The 23,879-nt window shown below is 50.2% G+C and carries 21 protein-coding genes and 1 other annotated feature; of the genes, 2 read left to right on the forward strand and 19 right to left on the reverse strand.

Annotated features, from left to right (window positions below):
- Positions 1-2: 2 nt before the first annotated feature.
- The 5 genes from ACFSUC_RS08215 to gpr all read right to left on the reverse strand — a co-directional run bounded on the left by ACFSUC_RS08215 (position 3) and on the right by gpr (position 5,881).
- Positions 3-815, reverse strand: coding sequence for an undecaprenyl-diphosphate phosphatase (locus ACFSUC_RS08215; protein ID WP_379929063.1), 813 nt, complete (start codon positions 813-815; stop codon positions 3-5).
- A gap of 134 nt (positions 816-949) precedes the next feature.
- Positions 950-2,776, reverse strand: coding sequence for a translation elongation factor 4 (gene lepA, locus ACFSUC_RS08220; protein ID WP_379929064.1), 1,827 nt, complete (start codon positions 2,774-2,776; stop codon positions 950-952).
- A gap of 84 nt (positions 2,777-2,860) precedes the next feature.
- Positions 2,861-3,247, reverse strand: coding sequence for a hypothetical protein (locus ACFSUC_RS08225; protein ID WP_379929065.1), 387 nt, complete (start codon positions 3,245-3,247; stop codon positions 2,861-2,863).
- A gap of 142 nt (positions 3,248-3,389) precedes the next feature.
- Positions 3,390-4,658 carry a stage II sporulation protein P gene (gene spoIIP / locus ACFSUC_RS08230; RefSeq protein WP_379929066.1) on the reverse strand — a complete coding sequence of 423 codons (1,269 nt, stop codon included), beginning with the start codon at positions 4,656-4,658 and terminating at the stop codon, positions 3,390-3,392.
- 221 nt (positions 4,659-4,879) lie between these two features.
- The gene (gene gpr / locus ACFSUC_RS08235; protein ID WP_379929067.1) at positions 4,880-5,881 is read right to left on the reverse strand and encodes a GPR endopeptidase; all 1,002 of its coding nucleotides are present in this window, start codon (positions 5,879-5,881) and stop codon (positions 4,880-4,882) included.
- 219 nt (positions 5,882-6,100) lie between these two features.
- Between gpr and rpsT the strand changes: the two genes are divergently transcribed.
- Entirely contained in the window at positions 6,101-6,367 is a 267-nt protein-coding gene (gene rpsT / locus ACFSUC_RS08240) for a 30S ribosomal protein S20 (RefSeq protein WP_379929068.1), read from the forward strand.
- A gap of 106 nt (positions 6,368-6,473) precedes the next feature.
- Here the strand turns inward: rpsT and holA are convergent, their stop codons facing one another.
- From holA to ACFSUC_RS08280, 8 genes are all read right to left on the reverse strand, one after another.
- Positions 6,474-7,535 carry a DNA polymerase III subunit delta gene (gene holA / locus ACFSUC_RS08245; protein WP_379929069.1) on the reverse strand — a complete coding sequence of 354 codons (1,062 nt, stop codon included), beginning with the start codon at positions 7,533-7,535 and terminating at the stop codon, positions 6,474-6,476.
- 231 nt (positions 7,536-7,766) lie between these two features.
- A complete protein-coding gene (locus ACFSUC_RS08250) occupies positions 7,767-8,993 on the reverse strand; it encodes a zf-HC2 domain-containing protein (protein WP_379929070.1) in 1,227 nt (408 codons plus the stop codon).
- The gene (locus ACFSUC_RS08255; protein ID WP_379929071.1) at positions 8,990-9,538 is read right to left on the reverse strand and encodes an RNA polymerase sigma factor; all 549 of its coding nucleotides are present in this window, start codon (positions 9,536-9,538) and stop codon (positions 8,990-8,992) included. The genes ACFSUC_RS08250 and ACFSUC_RS08255 overlap by 4 nt, the downstream gene beginning before the upstream one ends.
- 235 nt (positions 9,539-9,773) lie before the next feature.
- Positions 9,774-11,384 (reverse strand): alpha-glucan family phosphorylase, encoded by a 1,611-nt coding sequence (gene glgP / locus ACFSUC_RS08260; RefSeq protein ID WP_379929072.1) that lies wholly within the window; start codon positions 11,382-11,384, stop codon positions 9,774-9,776.
- A 176-nt stretch (positions 11,385-11,560) separates the two neighbouring features.
- A complete protein-coding gene (locus ACFSUC_RS08265; RefSeq protein ID WP_379929073.1) occupies positions 11,561-14,137 on the reverse strand; it encodes a DNA internalization-related competence protein ComEC/Rec2 in 2,577 nt (858 codons plus the stop codon).
- Between the two features lie 108 nt (positions 14,138-14,245).
- Positions 14,246-14,755 (reverse strand): deoxycytidylate deaminase, encoded by a 510-nt coding sequence (locus ACFSUC_RS08270; RefSeq protein WP_379929074.1) that lies wholly within the window; start codon positions 14,753-14,755, stop codon positions 14,246-14,248.
- A gap of 34 nt (positions 14,756-14,789) precedes the next feature.
- Complete coding sequence (locus ACFSUC_RS08275) at positions 14,790-16,094, reverse strand: homocysteine synthase (RefSeq protein ID WP_379929075.1); 1,305 nt, start codon at positions 16,092-16,094, stop codon at positions 14,790-14,792.
- A 108-nt stretch (positions 16,095-16,202) separates the two neighbouring features.
- A complete protein-coding gene (locus ACFSUC_RS08280; RefSeq protein WP_379929076.1) occupies positions 16,203-16,679 on the reverse strand; it encodes a ComEA family DNA-binding protein in 477 nt (158 codons plus the stop codon).
- 196 nt (positions 16,680-16,875) lie between these two features.
- Between ACFSUC_RS08280 and comER the strand changes: the two genes are divergently transcribed.
- Positions 16,876-17,709: a late competence protein ComER gene (comER, locus tag ACFSUC_RS08285; protein ID WP_379929077.1), complete on the forward strand. Its 834-nt coding sequence runs from the start codon at positions 16,876-16,878 to the stop codon at positions 17,707-17,709.
- 43 nt (positions 17,710-17,752) lie between these two features.
- Here the strand turns inward: comER and leuS are convergent, their stop codons facing one another.
- The 6 genes from leuS to ACFSUC_RS08315 form a co-directional block, all read right to left on the reverse strand.
- Complete coding sequence (gene leuS / locus ACFSUC_RS08290) at positions 17,753-20,179, reverse strand: leucine--tRNA ligase (RefSeq protein WP_379929078.1); 2,427 nt, start codon at positions 20,177-20,179, stop codon at positions 17,753-17,755.
- A gap of 75 nt (positions 20,180-20,254) precedes the next feature.
- Positions 20,255-20,478: a binding site (T-box leader), on the reverse strand.
- Positions 20,479-20,551: 73 nt separating this feature from the next.
- Entirely contained in the window at positions 20,552-21,295 is a 744-nt protein-coding gene (locus ACFSUC_RS08295; protein ID WP_379929079.1) for a class I SAM-dependent DNA methyltransferase, read from the reverse strand.
- 7 nt (positions 21,296-21,302) lie between these two features.
- Positions 21,303-22,187: a CvfB family protein gene (locus tag ACFSUC_RS08300; protein WP_379929080.1), complete on the reverse strand. Its 885-nt coding sequence runs from the start codon at positions 22,185-22,187 to the stop codon at positions 21,303-21,305.
- On the reverse strand, positions 22,184-22,525 hold the full coding sequence (gene rsfS, locus ACFSUC_RS08305) for a ribosome silencing factor (RefSeq protein ID WP_379929081.1): 342 nt from the start codon (positions 22,523-22,525) through the stop codon (positions 22,184-22,186). The genes ACFSUC_RS08300 and rsfS overlap by 4 nt, the downstream gene beginning before the upstream one ends.
- Positions 22,526-22,642: 117 nt before the next feature.
- Positions 22,643-23,212 (reverse strand): bis(5'-nucleosyl)-tetraphosphatase (symmetrical) YqeK, encoded by a 570-nt coding sequence (yqeK, locus tag ACFSUC_RS08310; protein ID WP_379929082.1) that lies wholly within the window; start codon positions 23,210-23,212, stop codon positions 22,643-22,645.
- Complete coding sequence (locus ACFSUC_RS08315; protein WP_379929083.1) at positions 23,202-23,786, reverse strand: nicotinate-nucleotide adenylyltransferase; 585 nt, start codon at positions 23,784-23,786, stop codon at positions 23,202-23,204. Before ACFSUC_RS08315 ends, yqeK begins: the two co-directional genes overlap by 11 nt.
- Positions 23,787-23,879: the final 93 nt, after the last annotated feature.

Here is a 23,879-nt window from a genome sequence, read left to right on the forward strand (position 1 = left end):
CCTTACATGAACAGCAAAACTGCGATCCCTACGGCAAAACAATAATAGGCAAATGCTTTCAGATTTCCCCTCTGCATCATGCCCATAAACCATCGCAGGGAATAATAAGAAGCGATCAGGGAGCAAATAAAGGCCAGAAGATACGGCAGCCACAACTCTCCGAGTTTGGGATCGGAGATCAGTTCCGAACCTTGAAGCACCATGCTTCCAAGGCTGATCGGGATATATAGAAAGAAGGAGAACTTCAGCGCGGTTTCCTGCTTCATGCCGCGTCCCATCGCTGCCACTATGGTCGCACCGGAGCGGCTAATTCCCGGAACAAGTGCAATCGCCTGGGCCAGTCCCACGATAATGGCATCCACCACATTCAGGTTCTGATCCAGCTTGCGGCCTTTCAGATTTCGAATGGCCCAGAGGGCTACGCCCGTAATGAGCAAGGTGATGCCAATCACCTTCACCCCTTTAAGCTGGTCGGCAATAAGATCGCCAAACCATAAACCGATGATGACAGCTGGAATGGTCGCGATTATCAAATAGACAACAAACATAAAATCACTTTTGCGTTCCGGCTGTCGCCCGGTCAGATATCCGAGACTGCCAGTGGTCAGCTGCACGAGGTCCTGACGATAAATAAGCAACACCGCCAGTAAGGAGGCAAAGTTGACCAGCGTCTCAAAGCTGAGCCCTCTGATCTCCAGTCCCAGCAAATCCTGAGCTAGAACGACATGTCCACTGGATGAGATCGGAATCGGCTCCGTAAAACCTTGCAAGGTTCCAAGAAAGACATATTTGAGCAGCAACAGCAGCTCTTCCATTCCATTTCCCCACTCTCTCTATTCCATTTTCTTTCCCCATGATGGCTATTGTGCGAAGCAAAAAGAAGGGATCACCGAATCCCTTCTGCATCCCTTCCATCTGCCGCTGTTTGCTATATAAGGTGGACGGACGTTTAGTCCTCGTCGATCTTCAGAACAGCCATGAAGGCTTCCTGTGGAATCTCCACACTGCCCACCATTTTCATCCGCTTTTTCCCTTCCTTCTGCTTCTCCAGAAGCTTCCGTTTACGGGAAATGTCACCGCCGTAACATTTGGCCAACACATTTTTCCGAATCGCCTTGATCGTTTCGCGGGCGATAATTTTTTGTCCGATGGAAGCCTGCACCGGAACCTCGAACATTTGGCGTGGAATCAGTTCTTTCAGCTTGGCACAAATGCCGCGTCCGCGCTGATACGCACTGTCCCGATGAACAATAACTGAAAGGGCGTCTACTTTTTCCGCATTGAGCATGATGTCCATCTTCACCAGTTTGGACTGACGATAGCCGATCAGCTCATAGTCAAAGGACGCATAGCCTTTCGTGCTGGATTTCAATTGATCGAAGAAATCATAGACGATTTCCGACAACGGGATTTCATAAATGATGTTCACCCTCGTCGTATCCAGGTAATCCATGGTGACGAATTCGCCCCGCTTGGTTTGGCACAGCTCCATGATCGGTCCGACAAAATCATTCGGTACCATGATCGAGGCTTTGACATAAGGCTCTTCCACGTAATCAATATTCCCGACATCCGGCATTTTGGACGGGTTCTCGATCTCGATCAACTGACCGTTTGTCTGCATCACACGGAAGATAACGCTCGGTGCGGTCGTAATCAGCGGGATATTGAATTCCCGTTCAATCCGCTCCTGAATAATTTCCATATGAAGCAGTCCCAGGAATCCGCACCGGAAACCGAAGCCAAGTGCCTGAGACGTTTCCGGCTCATAGCGAAGGGAAGCGTCATTCAGCTCCAGTTTTTCCAGCGCTTCGCGCAAATCATTGTAATCTGCGGTATCGATCGGATACAAGCCGCAATATACCATCGGGTTGATCTTGCGATAGCCCGGGAGTGGCTCTGTCGCCGATTTTTTGGCATACGTTACCGTATCTCCGACCCGGGTATCCTTCACATTCTTGATGCCTGCGATAATAAAGCCAACATCACCAACACTCAGCTCGTCCACATAGCCCATGCGTGGCATAAAGGCGCCGACCTCAATGACCTCAAATTCTTTGCCGGTCGCCATCATTCTGATCTTGTCGCCCGATTTGATCGATCCATCCACGACACGAACATAGACAATGACGCCTTTATAGGCATCGTAATGGGAGTCGAAGATCAACGCTTTCAGCGGATTGGCTGGATCACCGCTCGGCGCAGGCACCTTCTGAACGATCTGCTCCAGAATATCCTTGATGCCGATACCGGCCTTGGCCGAGGCCAATACGGCCTCGCTGGCATCCAGTCCGATGATGTCCTCAATTTCTGTCTTTACCCGCTCCGGCTCCGCACTTGGCAAATCAATCTTGTTAATAACCGGAAGAATCTCTAGATTGTTGTCCAGGGCTAAATACACATTGGCCATCGTCTGCGCCTCAATACCCTGTGCCGCATCCACGACCAGAAGTGCCCCTTCACAAGCGGCCAGGCTTCGTGAAACCTCATAAGTAAAGTCGACGTGTCCAGGCGTGTCGATCAGGTTCAGAATGTATTCCTCGCCGTCATCTGCTTTATATTTCAGTCGCACGGCTTGTAACTTGATCGTAATGCCGCGCTCCCGCTCCAAATCCATCTGGTCAAGCACCTGCTCCTGCATCTCCCGGGAGGTCAGGGCGCCTGTAAACTCCAGAATCCGGTCAGCCAGGGTGGACTTGCCGTGATCAATATGTGCAATAATGGAGAAATTGCGAATTTTCTGCTGTCTTGTTTCAACTTTTTGTAGATCGGACATGAGTTACCCCCACACAAAATCACTAGGTTAAATTCAACTCATTATATCATACTATGAGAAGGATTCAACGAAGGAAAATGCATGTCAATCCATCAGACGCTCGAAGATGGAAACGACCCACTCTACACTTTTCTGAGACGTTTTCTGCAGCACTTTCCCTGTCTTGTCAGCACTCTCGGCAAGCAGGCTGTCGGAAGGCTGCGGTTGCAACGGTAACCAGGGATCGTAAAGGGCCGGATTGGATGAATGATCTACATATGAATCCGGTGAAGGCGGTGAAGCGGGAACAGCAGATGGAGGGACCCAACCGGGAGGTGGAGCTTCTGGCAATCTGTACGGTTCCATCGCCGGCTGCGCGGGTACTGGCCCAGCAATTTGCTCGATGCCCCTGTCTGTCACATCCATGCCTATGAACATACCCAGCAGAATGAACACCATCGCCAGCAATACTTTTCCACTCCATCCTCGCATCCTTCATTCCTCCCTTGAATCATGCCTTGATTCAGTTCTTGATTCATTTCTTCATTCATGACTTGAATGATCCTGACGATCTCAGATTTGCACAGACTCGGCTTGCAGATCATTCGAAAACGGTATCCATGTCACCGATGAGCTAGTTGGACGTTGTATCCATAGCGACGGCCTGAACTGATTCCGCTTTCCAGTACAGATCGGCAATGACTTCTGCCAGAATATCTGCGGTTCGGTAGGATTCCTCCAGCGTATTCTCCGGGCCCCCTACTTCAATCAACAGACTGTGTGGCGAGAAGCTCTGATTGTATTCCCCGTGCCCGCTGCTCCCATCCTTGGCGTAGATGCCTCTCGACAAGCCCGGATACTCGCTTTCCAGACGTTCATGAATGTCATTGGCAAACGTTTCGTTCTCTTTCCAATTGGGATTTTTATATCCAATAATGAAATACACCTGTGCATAATCGACGCCCTCGATCGTGGCGGTTGTGAGATCGCGCTTCTGGGCATCACGGTGAATATCAAAGAAGTAGGCCAGATCAGGGTGGGTGACAAAGGCCTCTTGCACCGATTTTTTGGAATATTTATAGGAAAAGTTATAGTTGAAACCTGTCTCTTTTGCCGGATAATCCGTCTCGGAATGGACGGTGCCGACGCCCCGTTCTTCCAATTTCTCCGCCAGTCGCTTGCCGACCAGCGTAATGTTGGTTTCGGAGTCAAAGGCATCGGAGAAATCTGTGACGCCTTCCAATTCGGTGACCCATGATTCCCGGTTGTGAGAATGATAGATGAAAGCTCGCTTGACTGGAGGTGCCGGGTCCGGCTGGGCTTCCGGTTTTTGCGGTATGGCCGGCTCCTTAGTCGTTCCACCTTCCTGCTGATTTGGAGGTGTCGGTGTGGATATCCCGTCTCTCTCCCCCTCCTGCTGCGTTCCACTCGGATCAGACAGGTTCGGCAAGTCAGGCACACCCTCCGTCACCACTTCTCTCGACGGTGTATAGTCCTGGGGCAGGGCAATTTCTTTTTGATTCGTTCCTTTGCGAAGCAAGATCGTTTGCTCCCGATCCAGTCCCGGAATCTCTCTCGCCAGTAGCGTTTTCGGATCTGCCGGATTGATGCTGGTCACAAATCGGAACAGAAAATGAGAGACATTTTTTTGAGAGAAGGTAGAGCTTTCTTCTTCCTTGTCCATGCCCGGAACTTCGAGGGCCACCATGTCCAAAAAGAATTTGCTGCTTACTTCCGCTGTCAAGCCTTGCATGGATGAAATGGGTGAGGTGACCATCTTCGTCTGAATCATGCCTCCAATCCCGACAAACAGCAGGATCGTCGTCGTAATGACGGCAAGTGAAAAAAACAACTTTAGAAACATGACAAGTGTGGACGGCTTCATGGACGGGTACGGCTTCATCCGGTTTCCTCCTTCATTATTCTGGTTCAAGTGTTGCTGCAACTCTATCTCTTTTTCAAATCTATGAATGCATTTAAGAGATTAGAACCAGTGGAGTGAAATCCCGTCCCTTTATCCAACAAAAAAATGCCCGACCTCTTGCCAATGCCAGGCTTGTAGAGCAGCCAGACCGTACAACCAGCAAGAAGTCGAACCCTTCGATAATCGTTTATCCAATCTGATCAGTGGGTATAAGCCGACACATTGCCTGATGTCACGGCTTCATGCAAGGCGGCATTCAAGCCGCTGGCCACCACATTGGCGATATCCTCAATGAACTGGTCAATATCTTTCGGGGTGACCAGCAGGTCATGGCCAAGCGGATTCAACACCTCTTTGACCATTTCCAGTCTTTCCTGTTCCTGCATCTCAGGCAGCATGCCCATAATCACTTGCGTATTGCCTGTCTGACTGCGGAAATGATGGCTGAGCATGGAAACGGTGTTGTTGACAATGGTGGAGGCATACACAACGGTCGGCACTCCGATGGCAATCACTGGTACCCCTAGCGCTTCCCGCGTAATCCCCTTACGCTTGTTTCCGATGCCGGACCCGGGATGAATGCCGGTATCCGCAATCTGAATCGTCGTATTGACCCGCTCGATCGCTCTGGAAGCGAGCGCATCGATGGCAATAATGAGATCGGGTTTTGAGTTTTGGACGATGCCGTGTACAATCTCGCTCGTTTCGATCCCCGTCGTGCCCAGTACACCGGGCGCCACCGCACTGACCTGCCGGTACCCTGGTCTGACCTGATCCGGCATCAATTCAAAATAGTGACGGGTAATCAGGACATTTTCAACGACAATGGGTCCCAGTGCATCCGGGGTGACATTCCAGTTGCCAAGCCCGATAATCAGCACACTCGCCTCTTCTGGAACAGGCGTGTCGGCCAAAAACTGTTCAAACACCTGGGCAAATTTCGTTGCCACCTTGTCCAGCAAAGCCGTGTCATGGTGTCGAAGCCCGGGGACTTCGAGCGTGACATATCGTCCCGGCATTTTGCCGAGCGACTGTGCCCCCTCTTCATTGATAACATGAATGGAGGTCACCGTAATTTCTCCCTCTTCATCAACTTTCATATCGACACCCGGAATCTGTCCATTGACTTCATCCGATACCATTTCTCTTGCTTCTACCGCCAGGTCCGTGCGTACCTCATACAATCGCAGATCTTCATCCATCTTGTGATTTCCTCCCTTAGGCAAGCCCTGTTTTGCCTTATGCTCCCTCCATTTGCAGGGAAGTATACAGCCCTCAATCCTTTATTGCATTTTCGGAAATTGCATGATAGAATATTTAAAGTTGTGGAGAAATGCCTTATTTGGCACTCTCGGGTCGGTTGTTATGGTCACATGCAACTGCAAGCATACAAGTGGAAAGACTGGTAGGAGGTGAATAGAATGCCTAACATTAAATCTGCTATTAAAAGAGTGAAATCCAGCGAAAAGCGTCGTTTGCATAACGCTTCTCTTAAATCTTCTCTTCGTACATCCCTGAAGGCAGTAGATACCGCAATCGCGAGCAATGATGCTGAGACTGCGAAATCTGCACTGGTTGCAGCTGTGAAGAAATTGGATAAAGCTGCTTCCAAAGGGCTCATTCATAAAAACGAAGCGAACCGCAGAAAATCCAGATTGACGAAAAAAGTAAATCAACTGGCTGTGTAAGCTTGCATCGCCAGCGTGAAAAACTCCAGTACGGTGTACTGGAGTTTTTCGTTATGCTCTTTATTGCTTGTGTTCATTACGATTTATAAGGCCGTACGCTCATGCATCAAAAGGACGACGAAGAAGACGATGCAGATTCCCGCTGGGTCTGGCTGGAGATTTGAATGATAAGCAATTCCAGAGCTCTGGTTTTGTTCGCCCTTCCGGTCTTCATCTCAAAGTCCAGTCTGGCGATTTCCTCCAGCATGTGACCAAGTTTCGCATCTGAGTATCGCTTGGCCTGTTCACCCGCTCTTTTCGCCGCATAAGGATGCGCGCCAATCTGTGACCCGATCTGCTGGTCGGAATATCCAGATTTTCGCAAATGTTTGACCTGCAGCATCATCCGGTATTGACGGGCCATGAGGGCCAGAATTTTGATCGGTTCCTCTTTTTGGTTCAGCAAGTTGTCATACAGCTTCAGAGCCGCCTCAACCTTTTGCTCCACAATCCGCTCAATCAATTGGAAGATGTTTTCCTCACTGCTGCGAGGAACCAGTTCCATCACGTGTGTATCCCGAATCACGCCCCGTTCGCCGCCATATGTACTCAGCTTGTCAATCTCGGTCGCGAGGGTTTGCAGTCGGGGACCACAGTGCTGAAGCAGACGATCAATCGCTTCCTCCGTCAACTCGCATTGCGACTGTTTGGCGCGATTTTGCATCCATTGCTTCAAATCCCGTTCGTTCAGGGGCTGAAAAGAAATAACCGCTCCTTTATCCTTGATATTCTTCACAATTTTTTTTCGCTCATCCAGCTTGTCCGCATGCACAACCAGCACCAGCACGGTAAATTCAACCGGTGATTCCAGATAGGCGAGAAGACGATCCAGATCATGCTCGACTTTGGACGTATCTTTGGCACCTGTCAAAAACAGGGCTTCTTCGGCCAGAATAATTTTGGTCGGCACCATAAACGGAAGGGTTTCCGCATCTTCGATGACATCCTGAACAGCCGTTTCTTTCAGATCATATTTGCTCACCGCAAACTCTGCCTGTCCGGGTTCTACACATGCCGCCTGGAGCTGAGCCATGAATTCCCTAATCAGATAGCTTTCCGATCCATAGCATACATACACGCCATGCAGAGGCCCTTTTTGCAAATGCTTGAATGCTTGCCTGATATCCATCTTATTTTCATTCTCCTCCTGACAGCTTGCCTACATCATAGCAGTGTAAAAAGACTGCGTCAAAAATTGACACAGTCTTTTTACATCAGCACATCTATATTAACACCCGCTCGGAAGGCCTAGGAACTTCCTGGCGAGTGGTCATCCGACGATGAACTCGCCGATGACGTTTCGTTGCTATACTATACGCAAACCGATACCAGGATGTGCACGATCTATTGCGATTTCTCTTTATTTACTCGCTTGTTTGATTTCCGTAACCGATTTGCTTTCCATGTCCAGCTGATACTTCGTTTCCTTGTCCGGAAGAGATACTGCATACTGTAACAATTGGGCGTCTATCCAGACCAGATCAGTCACGACTCCGTCATGCACAATCGGGGACCTGAATGTATCCGGCTCTTGGGTACGCTCTACGACAACTTGTGTGCCATCTTCCACCTGCTCCACCCAGGCCTGCCACTCTCCTGAAGGTGAAGAAACGTAAGGCGAAGGCGCATCCATCGCTTGCATTCCATGGACGTCCGCTTCTTCCGTCTCATTTCCATACTGATCACGGGTGTGAAATGGACGCTCCGCATTCGTGTCCCCTTCGACAGAACTCCCTTGTTCAGCATCTTCCATGAATTTCGGAACCATCCGTTCCGAATTGGAGGAGGTCGATTCATCGGCTTCCAGCTGTCCGCCAGACGGAGCAGATTTGATTGACTCCGCTTCATATTCGGATGCCCCGGCAGCATCGTCGTGGTCTGCATTTCCACTATAAAAGGTTTCGGAAGAATCAGCCGATGTCTGTTCATCCCCTTCCATAGAAGGCTGACTGTCTCGTTTCTTTTGAACAGAAGTCCCCTGTTCATCCGCGGTGTCCGGTTCCAAAACTTCCTTCTCCAATAAGGAAGTGGGGTCATCACCCATATGATCCTGGCCCTTCTCCATGATCGAAGCGTCATCCGAAGACGTTTCCTTAGCGGCATCCATGTCCGAGCTGGCCTGATCATTGCTCACGGCCATGTCTGCCGAATCGAAGGCTGTATGATCAGCCGACTCATCTTGGGATGGCAGCATGCCGTTCACAATCAAGGCCAAGATCAGACCGGCTGCCATGACCCCGCCAAGCGCTCGATAAGAGACAGAATCGCGCCATTTGCTGAACCAGGCTACTTTCTCCTTCCCCTCATCACCCGCTTGCTTCCCCGCATCCGCCAAGTGTCCCTCATCTATAGACTGCTCTTGCTGCAATTGTTCCAGTTGCGGCATAATCGCGTCCACAATACTGTAAGGGGGTACAATCTTGGGCAGAACGCTCAGCTCGTCATTCAACTGCTGATAGCGTTCATACATATCCATACATGCTGGACATGTTTGCAGATGGGCATGCAGCTGCTCTCGTTCATCAGCATCCAGATCATCATCCAGTTCTCTCTGAATCAAATCCAACACCTCATCCTCGCATTTCACCCGTGTACACCACCTTTCTGATAGTCTTGAAGAAATTGCTGCAGCTGCTGCCTGGCCCTGAACAGATAGGATTTGACCGTATTCAATGGCAAATCCAGTGCTTCCGCAATCTCATTATAGGAATAGTCCTGCAAATATCGTAATACCACCACTGAACGGTGATGTTCCGGCAGTTGATCAATGGCGGCTCGAATATCTTTGGCTGTTAAAGAGGCCAGCATCTGGGACTCTACATGATTGTCGGTAGGAAAAACCATCTCGTGCTGCTCGATGGAAACCGTTGGTTTGGCTCTTCGAAAACGGTCAATACATATATTGGTGACAATTCGCTGTGCCCAAGTTTTAAACTGGGCCTTTTCTTCATAGGATTGGATATGTTGATAAATGCGCAAAAGCGCGTCCTGGGATGCATCTAGCGCATCCTGTTCATTTCCAAGCATATAATATGCTGTACGATAAACATGAGTCTCGATCTGACGCAGCAGTTCAACCAGCGCATCATGATCACCGGATTGGGCAGAACGTATCAGTTCAGGCTCTACCACTAGGATCCCCCTCTCATGCACCCTTTTAGACGTATCCGTTTCATAAAAGGTTGCAACCTGCATTCAAAGTTTTTTAGTTATCAGTCCTTCCTCATCTTATCAGAAATCTGTGCTGGCGGGTAGAACAGGCCGTATGAAAACAAAAAAACGAGCGCAAGACTTGGACAAGTCTCACGCTCGATCATCGTGCAAACGTTTGAAATTGAATGAATGCGTTACCCCGTAGGCGAATGATTTATCCCTTTTGATACATTTTGGTGTAATAGTCATTCAGCATGCGTTTAGTTGCAAACTCTTCTCTGGTCGTACGGATGCTTTCTTTCATCATGCTCACCCACTGATCGCGATTCTCGTAATATGTCGGAACGACGCGGTTCAGGAGCGTGTCATACAAGGCATCACTGTCATGCTGATCCAGCTTTTCAAAATCGGTGGTTTCAAATCCATCCCCGAACTGCCAGCCGTTTACGCCATCGATACAGGCTTCAGGCCACCAGCCATCGAGAATCGAACAATTAAGTACGCCATTCATCGCTGCCTTCATCCCGGACGTTCCGCTTGCTTCCAGTGGGCGTCTCGGATTATTCAGCCATATGTCTGATCCTCTGGTCAGCATGGCACCGATCGTCATATCATAGTTTTCGAGGAAGACCACGCCTTTTGGATACTTCTTCATCATCGCGACCAGATTGCTGACAATCTGCTTGCCTGTATCATCCAGCGGATGCGCTTTGCCGGAGAACACAATCTGAATCTTGCCACTTTCCAGATAAGGCTCGATCACTTCCGGCTGACTGAAGATCAAATCACTGCGCTTATACGGAGCTGCTCTGCGGGAAAATCCGATCAACAGCTTCTCGGCATCCAGCTGAGAACCGGTCCGATTGAAGATAAAGTCAACCAGTTCACGCTTGATCTCCATGTGTGCAGCCCACACATCGCCACCATTTTCATAGGCTTGGGTCATTCTTTCATCCACCCAGGTCGGGGTATGAATGGCATTGGTGATCGGAATAATCTCTGATCTGCCTGCAACTTCCTTCCACATTTTGTTCGCCGTTTCCGCATGGAGCACTGCAACCCCATTGGCTATGCGAGACAACCTGAGGCCTGCTACTGTCATATTGAATGGATCGCCGCCAATTCGCTTCATTTGGTCCAGAGTCAGTCCGTTAAATGCTCCCATGTATTCCAGCTTGTCAAGCGGGTGAGACTCATTCCCTTCCTTGATCGGCGTATGTGTGGTAAATACGACTTCTTCGCGGGTTTGGTTCCACGCTTCTTCAAAGGTTAGTCCAGAAGACATTTTTTCCCGAATGAGCTCGGTTGCTGCAAGAGCCGCATGTCCTTCATTGAAATGATAGACATCGACCGCATGACCCATGGCGCGTAGCGCTTTCACGCCCCCGATGCCCAGCACGATTTCCTGTGCAATGCGTTCTTCGCCGAACCAGCCATATAATTGTCCGGTGATCCATCTTTCGCCATTTTCCGGAATATCGGTATCCAATAAATATAAAGGATTATTGCCAAAGGCTTCCGTTTTCCATACCTGGCATACAATCGGCACATTGCGAATATGAACCGTTACTTTCACTCCTGTATCTTCGAGAAAATCATAGTTGTAATTGTGATAGGAATCGTAAGGTTGTCCATTTTCTGCAATGCGCTGATCGGTATATCCCTGCTTCCACTTCAATCCGATTCCAACCAGCGGCAGTTCCAGATCCTTGGCTCCTTTCATATGATCGCCAGCCAGTATTCCGAGCCCCCCTGCATACATCTTGAAATCAGAGTGAAGCCCATACTCCATACAAAAATACGCAACACTTGGAAGATTGCTCATGCTAGTGATTCCTCCCTACTCATTTGTGATCATGCCTACCGTATCATTATATTACACATCCTAAACATATTTCCTTTTATTTTCATGAATTTTCCCTAACTTTTTTTGTTAGGAAAATTATGACTGTGGTCACAGACGGATCAAGTAGTCCAGCGTTTACAGGCTTCTTCGTGCTGCTAGGGCCGTTGCAGCTTGGTTCGGACCTCCATGTCCGAAGGGGTGACTCTGTACTGTACTTCTCCGTGCCGATCCGTCCGAAAGACGCGTGTACCAGATGCGGATAAGGATTCAATCACCTCTCGTGTAGGATGACCATATACGTTGCGTCCGCCTACGGAAATGACCGCTTGCTGCGGATTCCAATAAGCTAGCCAAGCTGGAGATGTGCTGTACTTGCTCCCGTGATGAGCGACCTTGAGCACATCGATGGCCTCTTTCTCGGTTCCGGAAATGCTTGCACCCTCTTCCTCAAGATGATGAATCAAAGCCATTTCCTGCGGGATACCGATGTCTCCGGTATACAAAAATTGATGATCATACATGCTCAGTTTCATCACGATGGAGACCTCATTTTGATCGCCATGACGGAAGATGGGCTCAGGCTGATCGAAGGGCATGAGAAAGGCGATGCGGGTATGTTCATCCACCTGCAATTGCATCCCTTCAGCCGGAATATAGATCGGAATGTTGTACGAAGCAGCAGTCTGGATCAGCTCTTCCGCTCTGGAGCCTGGTTCTACCAATCCGTTGAATATGAGATTTCGAACCGGTATCGCTTCCAGCACCGCGAAGAATCCTCCGATGTGATCTTGATCTCCATGGGAAGCGATCATCCAGTCAATCTCCCTGATGCCTCTTTGCTTCAGTAATGGAACCACCACATCCTCACCGACTTCAAATTCATCCTTGCGCTGCATCCATGATTCTTTGCTGCTTAGAAAAGACAATGTGCCTCCGCCATCAACGAGAATGGTTTCATGACTGGGGGTAATGATAAGCGAGCTGTCTCCCTGACCCACATCCATAAAGTATACATAGCCTTCCCCCTTGTGAAATTGGGGAGACAGGTATTGATACACGACCAGCAGGAACAAACCTGCCAATATCCCGCAGCAGCGAAGATGAAGGTGGTCCACATGCCGCTTCAATCCGCCGTTCCAGGCTTGTTCGAGCTTCAGACGCTCCAGTTCCCTGATCAGCCAGAACAAGAAAAGCGTATAAACCGCTATCCATAGCAGAGAAGGTTGCTTCCAAATCAGGTGAAAGACATCGAACTGGTTCAGCCACTCTACCCATGCAAAAGAGATCTTCAAAGCAATAGAAACCGTGGTGGATAGAAGAAGAGACACGAACGTGACCCCGGACAGTACATAAGCAAACAGGCTGAGCGGAAACACGACCATACTGATCCAGGGCACCATGAGCAGATTGGCCAGCCAAGACAATAGTGAAAAAGAATGAAAATAATAGATGGTGAGCGGCAGTGAAATTCCCTGCGCGGCAAAGGTGACACCAAGCAGGGATCTCAGCCAGGCCGGACCAGGCAGCCAGTTATACAGGACGGGCACGATCACGAGCAGCCCTGCGGTTACCATGAAAGAAAGCTGAAAGCTAATGGAAGTCAGCATATAGGGATCAGCCAGCACCATGAGGAAGGCAGCCAATGCGAGCAACTGATACCGATTGCTTGAGAGGTTATTCCTAATCGCATATAGAGCGAGAATGGTCATGATGCCCGCACGGATGGCAGAAGGCGATGCGCCTGTTAGCAGTACATAGCAAGGAATAACCGTCATTGCGACGTAGATGGCGCGTTCCCTCGTCAACCGCATCCAGCGACCCATCAGCAGAAGCAGACCGGAGAGAACGCCAACATGCAATCCGGAGATAGCCAGCAGATGGGTCAAGCCTAGAACCGAGAATTGCCGAAACTGCTCTTCATTAATATCCTCCCGATAACCGAGCAGCATGCCCTTCAGAAATCCGCTGAAAGCAGGATCAGTGTAGGTATTCTCCAATTGTTGTGCCATCTGAAGCTGTCTGGCATCTCTCCAGCCTTTCCACTGTTCCAACTTGTGTCGCCATCGGTCGATGCCGGTCAGATGCATTTCTTCCATGCTGATGGACGCCATGGAGAAGCTTCCTTCTACAAAAAGCTGCCAATGAATTCGCTTCGTATGTAAATAGCGGGCATAATCAAAAGCCCCAAAATTGGTGGCAGACATCGGTTGCAGCAACTTGCCCCTCACCTGAACGAGATCGCCCCGCTTCCAGTCCAGCATGTCATGTTGCTGGCTTTCCTCTTGCAGTTTGATATAAATCAGGATCGATTCATCCAGCTCGGCGGAAAAAGTAGAATCTCGTGCATCCTTCTCCACATCCCTCCAGTCTCTTGCTTCGACCAACAGCTTCGCCCGATCCCCGTCTATTTCAACTGGAGACGCGATCCAGCCCGTCAGCCGGACTTCTGTTTCTTGCATAGACGGCGAAATAGCGGATCGGTTGTGACGTTCCGTCATATCGGCATAGCCGAATGCGATTGCGATACACGCCGTCATACACACGAGGTGGTACACCAATTTGGTCAGAGAGAGTTTCCCCTCCAATGATCGATCATGAAGCAAGGCATCCCGAAGGAGCCAGAACGCGATACCCATTAAAAAGCCAACCGCATAAATACTTGAAAGTTGATCGATACCCCAAGCGGTTCCCACCAGCCAGCTGCATACGAATGGAACCATCACACGACCCATAGACGTCCCTCCTCACCCCATGCCCGTACTTCGGAAAATGAAAAAAAGAACCTTCTGCATGAAAGCAAAAGGTTCTTCCTTTTGTAACTTTTAAACTTCTTCAAGAGATCAATGGATGACATCATCCAGGATGCCCGCTGGGAGCTCATAGCCCTCCAGTTGGCGGAATACCAGTCCCTTCATCTCCATCAGTTTACGGACCTTTTCACTGTCCTTCGGATAAGGCCGATGAAAAACAATTTCGACGACCCCGCTGTTCGCAAGCATATTGGCGCAGGTCCAGCAGGGCTGATCGGTCACATAGACCGTGGAGCCTTCACGATCCCCACGATCGGTAAACAGCAACAGGTTTTGTTCAGCATGAATGGTGCGGACACAGCGTTGTTTCTTCACCATTTGTTCTTTACCTTCAACCTGTTTCAATTCATATTCCTCTACAATCATGCATCCGGCTTCGGAACAGTCGGGAACGCCCATCGGCGCGCCATTATAGGCGGTTCCGAGCAATTTCTTCCCTTGTACCAGCACGGTACCTACCTTTCGCCGGTTGCACTGGGAACGTGTCGAGGCCATGTAGGCCATATCCATAAAGTAGGTATCCCAGTCTTTTCGAGCCATCGACTCCACTCCTCTGTTTCAAAAACCGTTGCCATTAAGCTTGCTGACTGACTGTAATCGCCTCACTGAGATCGTAGATAATATCATCAATGGATTCTGTTCCAATGGACAAGCGAATCATGCCTGGTGTTACGCCGGTAGAATCCAGCTCTTCCCCTGTCAACTGGGAATGTGTCGTGCTGGCTGGATGAATAATCAGCGACTTGGAGTCTCCAATATTAGCCAGGTGAGACAGCAGCTTCACGGAGTTAATTAATTTTTTGCCTGCTTCGATGCCGCCCTTAATACCAAATGTAAGAATGGCTCCTTGCCCCTTCGGCATATATTTCTGGGCTTTGTCATAAGAAGGATGCGAAGGAAGTCCCGGGTAGCTAACCCATTCCACATCCGCATGCTGCTCCAGATACTGGGCTACCTTCAGTGCGTTCTCGCTATGACGCTCCATACGCAGGTGAAGGGTCTCCAGTCCTTGCAACAGCTGGAAGGAGTTAAATGGAGACAACGCAGCACCCATGTCCCGCATCAGTTGCACGCGCGCCTTGATAATGTAGGCGATGGGTCCAACAGCGTCCGTATAGATCACACCATTGTAACTGGCATCCGGTTCCGTCAATCCAGGGAACTTTCCGCTGCCTTTCCAGTCAAAGGTTCCGCCATCTACGATGACACCGCCGATGGAAGTCCCGTGACCGCCGATGAATTTCGTTGCAGAGTGAACGACAATATCCGCTCCATGCTCAATTGGACGAAGCAGATAAGGACTTGGTACTGTATTATCTACAATAAGCGGAATGTGATTCTCATGGGCAATCGCCGCCACCGCTTCAATATCCAGAATATCCCCTTTTGGATTTCCGATAGATTCCGCATAGACCGCTTTGGTTTTATCCGTAATCGCCTTGCGGAAATTCTCCGGGTCAGACCCGTCGACAAACTTAACCGTAATGCCGAGCTTCGGCAGCGTAATGGCAAACAGATTGTATGTACCCCCGTACAGACTGGAGGAAGATACAATTTCATCACCCGCTCCTGCAATATTCAGCAGGGAGAATGTAATGGCAGCCTGACCAGACGCGGTAGCCAATGCAGCTGGCGCCCCTTCCATTGCTGCAACCCGTTGCTCAAAAGTGTCATTGGTCGGATTCATCAAGCGGGAATAAATGTTGCCGAATTCCTTGAGCGCAAACAGATTGGCTGCGTGATCCGTATCCTTAAACCCGTAAGAGGTCGTTTGATAAATGGGCACTGCACGAGACATCGTTGTCGGATCGATTTGTTGTCCTGCATGTACCGCAAGCGTTTCCAGGCCGAGCTTTCTTTCTACTCTTTCTTCTGTCATTGAATAAACTCCTCCCAATCAATTGATCATACTATCAAAGACGCTATCTATTTATAATCTCGTTTATTTTCTCATACTTTTCCAACGTTGAAAAGGGGAGAACCCTCATCATTCTTCGCGATCTGCAGCCTCTCCGTCTTGCGAAAACCGAAGATACGGTCTCAGCTTCTCCAGACTCTTCTCGCCAATGCCGTTTACCTTGAGCAAATCCTCCGGAGATTGAAAAGGACCGTTCGCTTCCCGGTACGCAACAATGCGTTGCGCTTTGGCAGGACCAATGCCTGGCAACAGGATCAATACATCAGGCCCGGCTTCATTGATCATAATGCCTGACGCCAGTGTCTCGGCCTGCTGTTCTTCCTTGGTCAACTGTACAGCCTCAGCCCCGGTCTCGTCCCCCGCCTCAGACGACTCCGCTTCTATCGAATTCGAATTCGCCAGCTCTGCATTCACCGGCACCCAGCCTTGCTCGCCCGCGGTATCATGATCCTGCATATGCAACATGAGCCATACAATCAACAGCACCATTAAAAGGAAGAGACTATAAAAAACCGTAGAAAAGGGAACGCTTCTGATCCGTCTCATTTCCCATGCCTCCCTTGCCGATCTCAGACAACCATTCTTTCAACACCCCAATTATACCTTTATTTGTTAAAACTTCAACACATTCTTTGTCCAGCACCTATGATTTGTCATAGATCGGGTAAAGCCGCATATGCATAAGTTAACAGCTCAGGCAGACATGGAGACAAGAAAGGCAGATAACAGGAGGGATGTACAGATGAAAATAGGATTCATCGGTACGGGAAGCATGGGAACCATTCTGGTTCAGTCTTTGATTAAATCGGGTGCCTGTCATCCGAATCAGATCCTCATATTCAATCGAACGAGAAAAAAAGCAGAACGCCTGCAGGAACAGTATCCGGACATCCTGATACCTCGTACCGCACAGGAACTGGCCTCTCAGGCGGATGTGATCTTTCTCTGCATCAAGCCGCTCGAATACAAAAATGTGATCGATGAGATCGTCTCCTGTACACGATCTGAACAAATCGTCATCAGCATTACAAGTCCGGTATGGATTGAGCATTTGGAGGATCAGCTGCCTTGCAAAATCGTCAAGGTCATTCCGAGCATTACCAATTATGCGCGCAGCGGTGCCTCGCTTTGCATGTTCAGTCAACGGTTGACAGAAGAAGATCGCCTCCAGGTCTTTTCGCTGCTGTCGGCCATCAGTGAACCTTTGGAAATCAACGAGAACTATACGCGCATTTCATCTGATTTGAGCAGCTGCGGCCCGGCCTTTCTTGCCTTCTTCGTCCAGCAGCTCATTCAGGCTGCCGTGGATCATACAGGCATTTCGAGAGAAGAAGCCACACGTCTCGCATCGGAGATGGTGCTGGGTACAGGAAAATTGCTGACAAGCGAGGGCTTTACACCGGACACCCTGATTGAGAAGGTATCTGTGCCTGGCGGCATTACAGCGGAAGCGATTCGTTTCATGGATCATCGGCTGGAGGGAATGTTCGACCAGCTCATCATGAAAACCCATGCCAAATACGATGAGGATGTAGAAAAAGTAGAAGCGATGATATACGGCACCAAAGTTGACTAGCTTTGGGTCGCATTCATCGCTTCGCTCCCTTGCGGGTTGAAGGTTAGTTCGCTACGATATTCACGAGTTTCCCTTTAACAGCAACAATTTTTCGAACGGTCTTCCCTTCCAGGGCCGTTTTTACTTTATCCTGCTGTAGGGCAAGCTCCTCCATTTCCTTCTGATCCAGGTCAGATGGAATGTTCATTCGGTCAATAATTTTACCCATCAGCTGGATGACAATCTCCAGCTCATCGTCGACGGTCAGCTTCTCATCATAGGTCGGCCAGGAGGAATAACTAATGCTCTCGGCATGGCCAAGCTTCTCCCACAATTCTTCAGCGATATGCGGGGCAATTGGGGAGAGCATCTGAACAAAGTGTGCCATCGCTTCGCGTGGAAGCACCTCTGCCTTGTATGCTTCATTGACGAAGATCATCAACTGACTGATCGCGGTGTTGAAGCGCAGTCCTTCCATGTCTTCTGTGACCTTCTTGATCGTCTTGTGCCAGGTGCGTTTAAATGCTTCTGACCCTTCGGCATCCTCAATCTTCGGATTCACCGTACCGTCCTCCATGACGAACAGACGCCAGATTCGGCTCAGGAAGCGGAACGTGCCTTCCACACCATTGGCATTCCATGGCTTGGTCGCTTCAAGCGGCCCCATAAACATTTCATACATCCGTAGCGTATCGGCCCCGAAGCTCTGCACGATCTCATCCGGGTTGATCACGTTGCCTCTCGACTTGCTCATCTTCTCATTGTTCGTACCGAGAATCATGCCCTGATTGACCAGTTTGTGGAAAGGTTCCTTGGTCGCGACGACACCGAGATCATACAGAACCTTGTGCCAGAAGCGAGCGTACAGCAAATGGAGCACGGCATGCTCAGCTCCACCGATGTACAGGTCAACAGGCAGCCAATGCTTCTGCAACTCTGGCGAACAGATTTCCTGATCGTTTTTCGGATCGATGTATCTCAGGTAATACCAGCAGCTTCCTGCCCACTGCGGCATCGTATTCGTTTCCCGGCGAGCGGGCTGTCCCGTTTCCGGATCGGTCGTATTCACCCAGTCCGTTACATTGGCAAGTGGTGATTCTCCCGTCCCGGACGGCTTGATCTGATCCACATCGGGCAGCAGAACAGGCAGCTGATCTTCCGGCACGGGTTTCATGGTACCGTCCTCCAGATGAAGGATCGGAATCGGTTCTCCCCAATAGCGCTGTCTCGAAAACAGCCAGTCCCGCAAACGGTAAGTCGTTTTCCCCTGCCCTTTTTGATTCTCTTCCAGCCAATTGATCATGGTCGCGATGGCTTCCTCGTTATGCAAGCCGTCCAGGAAATCGGAGTTGACATGCTTGCCTTCCCCAGCGTACGCAGCCTCTTCCAGATCGCCGCCCTCAATGACCTCGACGATCGGCAGATCGAATTTCCGGGCAAATTCCCAGTCGCGCTGATCATGACCCGGTACGGCCATAATCGCACCAGTCCCGTAGCTGGCAAGTACATAGTCGGAGATCCAGATCGGGACGGGCTGACCTGTTACAGGATGGGTCGCATAGGCCCCAGTGAAGACGCCGGTTTTGTCCTTGGCCAAATCCGTACGCTCCAGGTCGCTCTTGTGGGCAGCTTTTTCCTGGTAAGCTTTCACCTCTGCCTGCTGCTTCACTGTGGTGATCGCATCCACCAGCTCATGCTCAGGCGCCAGCACACAATAGGTCGCACCGAACAACGTATCCGGACGAGTAGTGAACACCTTCAGCGGCTCTTGTCCTTCTACTTCGAACAGAACTTCTGCTCCTGTAGATTTGCCTATCCAGTTGCGCTGCATATCCTTGATGCTTTCCGACCAATCCAGTTCTTCCAGATCCTCGAGCAGTCGTTCTGCATATTCGGTAATCTTCAGCACCCACTGACGCATCGGCTTGCGCACGACCGGATGATTTCCCCGCTCACTCAGGCCATCGATGACTTCCTCGTTGGCGAGCACGGTACCCAGAGCCGGACACCAGTTTACGGGAATTTCATCTACATAGGCCAGGCCTTTCTTGTATAGCTGCAGAAAGATCCATTGTGTCCATTTGTAATATTCGGGATCTGTCGTACTGATCTCCCGATCCCAGTCATAAGAGAATCCCAGTGACTTGATCTGTCTTCTGAAATTGTTGATGTTCTTGACCGTAATATCTCGCGGGTGCTCTCCGGTATCCAGCGCGTGCTGCTCTGCCGGCAGTCCAAATGCATCCCAGCCCATCGGATGCAGTACATTATACCCTTGCATCCGTTTGTAGCGCGACACGATGTCCGTCGCCGTATAGCCTTCTGGATGACCGACATGCAGCCCTGCTCCAGACGGATAAGGGAACATATCCAGCGCATAAAATTTCGGCTTTTCCGGCGCTTCTTCTGTTTTGAATGTCTTGTTGCTTTCCCAATACTGCTGCCATTTCGGTTCCAGCTGCAGCGGATTATAGCCATTTGATTGTGACATCTTCCATAACCTCCTGAACAGTCAACTTGTTTCCTATTTAAAATCCACAAAAAAAACTCCCATCCCTAAGCAAACGCTAGGGACGAGAGTATGCTCCCGTGGTACCACCCTAATTAGCCGGCTCCTCTTGCAAGCCTGCTCACTTTCACCCTTAACGCGGGAAACGGGGAAGACGTCTGACTCGAATCCATTCCTCCCGGCTCAGAGGTGAGTTCCTTCAATTCCGTCTACCGATTTGCACCTGACATCGGCTCTCTGAAAGACAGTCCTGACCTACTACTCCTCTTCACAACCATTATCCTTATCCTATTTTATCTAAGATTATATGCACACGGGTTTGCCTGTGTCAAGTAACCATTAGCCGTTCTGGCGCTACTTTCTGGCGAGGAAGAAGATGCGTCCGGTCTCCCTGTCCGGCGCTTCCCAACTAAAATCCCCGTATGTATCGATCTTCGTGAATCCGCTTTGGTGCAGCAATTGTCGTACGCGCGCTTCCTCGTAGGCACGCTGATGGTGATATTCGGTAAAACGCGTGAATCGATTGTCAGACTCTGAAGCGAATACCACCAATTCGTGCTCAATTGTCGACGTTCGCTCGTCCCAGTCGCACTGCCAGATATAGGCGATGTCAGGTTCATTCAGCGCAAAGGGCTGCTCGCGCTGGTATTGTTCATACTGGTAAGCGGTCAGCATGTCAAAGAGAAACAGTCCACCTTCATTCAGGGCTTCACAGGTTCGCGCAAACGCGGCCAGCAGGTCTTCTTCGGTCTGCATATAATTCATGACATCGCAAAAGGAAATCACACAATCGACCTTTTCAGCCCATGACCATTCCCGCGCATCCTGCTGCTGCCACTGAATAGGGGAGGTCGTCAAGGCGTCTGCCCGCTTCTGCGCGATCGCCAGCATGTCGGGAGCGTAGTCAATGCCCACGACCTGCAGCCCGCTCTGCGCCAGCGGAATAGCCAGACTGCCTGTCCCGCATCCGAGATCCACTACCCGGTCCGGCCTTCTTCCTTCCATCTGCCAGCACAAATCAAAAAATTCAAGCCATTCATCATAGGGCATATGCTGCATCAGGCGATCATACACATGAGCGAAATGCTGATAAGCCACCGCTCGATCACTCCTCTTCCCGAATCAGATAGGTCCAGCTTCCTTCCTGCCTGACTTTCCCTTCCTTCATCAGCTTGCCGATCGCCCGTTTGAAGGCTGCCTTGGAGATTTGAAATCGGCTGAGAATGATATCGGCCGGTGTTTCGTCCGAATAGGGCATCGAACCGTTTGGTCTGGACTCCAGAAAGGCCAGCAAGGATTCAGCATCTACGTTGCGGCTCACTTCCTTGGCCTCCCGCATAGAGGCGTTGACACGGCCATCCTCGCGCACATGCGTAATCCGCACCTCCAGCGTCTCGCCAACTCGTAGCGGGCGAGTCCGTTCGTCTTCATGGATCAGTCCGATCACGCCAAAACCGACGGGTTCACCCTCACAAATAACAAACGATCCCATTTTGAGCGTCTTGTAAACCGTGGCCTGTCTGCGCGTATGCTTCCAGGCTGCCGGAGCCGGAAAGGCAAGACTGGACAGCTCTTCCTCTCCAGCCATTCTCGCGATCAATCTGCCTTGCTTGTCTTGCGACATCTGTACAAAAACCCAGTCTCCTGTATGCGGACGAAACTCTTCTTCCTCCGGGAGCTGACGATAGGGCAACAGCAAGTGCCGACTGAGTCCCATATCCAGGAACATGCCGAGTCTCGGATGAATCTCTACAACCTCCAGCTTCGCCGTCTCACCAAGCGCCAGAAAGGGCTTTTTCATCGTAGCTGCCAGGCGATCCTTCGTGTCCATGAACAGAAAGACCTCCAGCTCGTCATCAAGCTCGATGCTGCCTTCGATCTCCGAGTAGTGCAACAACACTTCTTCCTCTTCATTTCCCAGGTAATAGCCATTGGGAGAAACCTCACGCTCTACGGTGAGGGTATGATAGGTGCCTGCTTCCAGTCTCATCCGGTTTCCACAACCTTCGCATCAGACCACAGACGCTCGATGTTGTAATACTCCCGATCCTCCCGGTGGAAGACATGAACGACCACATCACCGAGATCGACCAGCACCCATCTGGCCTTATCCATTCCCTCTATCCCTTTCACAACCCCGCCAGCGGCCTCAGCCGTTTTCTTGACTTCTGTGGCGATGGATTGAACCTGTGTATCGGAATTCCCGTGGCATACGATAAAATAATCGGCAATCAGGGACACACCCTGCAAGTCCAGTGTCCGAATATCATGCCCTTTTTTTCCTTCAATGGCTTTCACCAGTGTTCTCATTAGCTGTTCTGCGTTCATCTAGTGACATTCCTCCTCAAAATCTTACAGCTCCACTTCTAACAACTCTATTTCTTACAACCCACTTTTTTCATCAACGTACTTCTTACAAACTCACTTTTTTCATCAACATACTTCTTACAGCTCCACTTCTTTCAGCAGTGCATTTCTGGCCTGGACCGTCAACGGGTAAATGAGCTGTCTCTTGGCGAGCAAGCTCTGAATGGTACCGTCAAACCCTTCCAGCAAGGCAATTTCCAGGCTCTTCTTCGCCAATTCTCTCAGCTTCTCAACCCCTGCAAAAGTCCGACCCGGCTCAATGTAATCAGCGAGGCAGACTACCTTTTCCAATACACTCATGCCGACCCGACCCGATGTATGGAACCGGATGGCATTTAATATGTCTGGATCTGAAATGCCATATTCCTGTTGGGCCACATGTGCCCCGACAGGGCCGTGCCACAGGGGTTTGTCATACGCCAGCAAATCTTCGGCGTATGGAGATTCCTGCAAGACGGTTCGCTGCCTTTCCACGGGCCAGAACTTTGCAACATCGTGCAAAATCGCCGCGAGTTCTGCTTTGTCTTCATCCGCCTGGTACTGACGGGCAAGCTCTCTGGCGCTCTCCATGACGCCCAGCGTATGCAACCATCTTTTCTCCGGCATTTGCTGCTGGACCGAACGGATGATTTCTTCTTTACTCTTCATATAGCCTGGACTCCTTTATATATCGTTCGACCTCCGCCGGAACGAGATATCGGATGGACTGTCTGTTCCTGCACCGCTCTCTAATCTGGGTAGAGGACAGCCCAATGTGGGGCATCTCTCCCTGAACGACATGCGCTTTCAGCCAATCCGGAAGCGCATCCGCCCTCCATGGCACTCCGGCTCTCGTCAAGCCGATGAAGGAGAGATGCTGGACAATCTCTTCGATTTGATACCATTTGGGAAGATCATTCACCATATCGGCTCCGATAATAAAGTGAAACGTATGCTCCGGAAACCGGTTAGCCAGTTCCCTGGCGGTATTGACGGTATACGAGACGCCCGTTCGATCCAGCTCCAGCGTACTCAGTCGAAAAGCAGGATGTCCGGCTATGGCTTGCGCCACCATCTCACACCGCTGCCAATCTGCCGCTAATGCCTGTTCCTTGTGAGGAGGGACATGCGCAGGAAGAAACCAGATTTCCTCCAGCTTATGTTCATCTCGCACCTGTTCGGCCGCAATGAGATGACCCATGTGAATCGGATCGAATGTGCCGCCCATAATCCCGACTCTCATTTTTCATCCACCCCTTCTCTCCCCGATTGCTCCACTTTACCCAAGACTCCCATGATCCTGAACGCTTCGGTTCAAGTCGCTTCTGTTCCGTCT

This window comes from Marinicrinis sediminis (genome assembly GCF_042685085.1).
GTDB lineage: Bacteria > Bacillota > Bacilli > Paenibacillales > KCTC-33676 > Marinicrinis > Marinicrinis sediminis.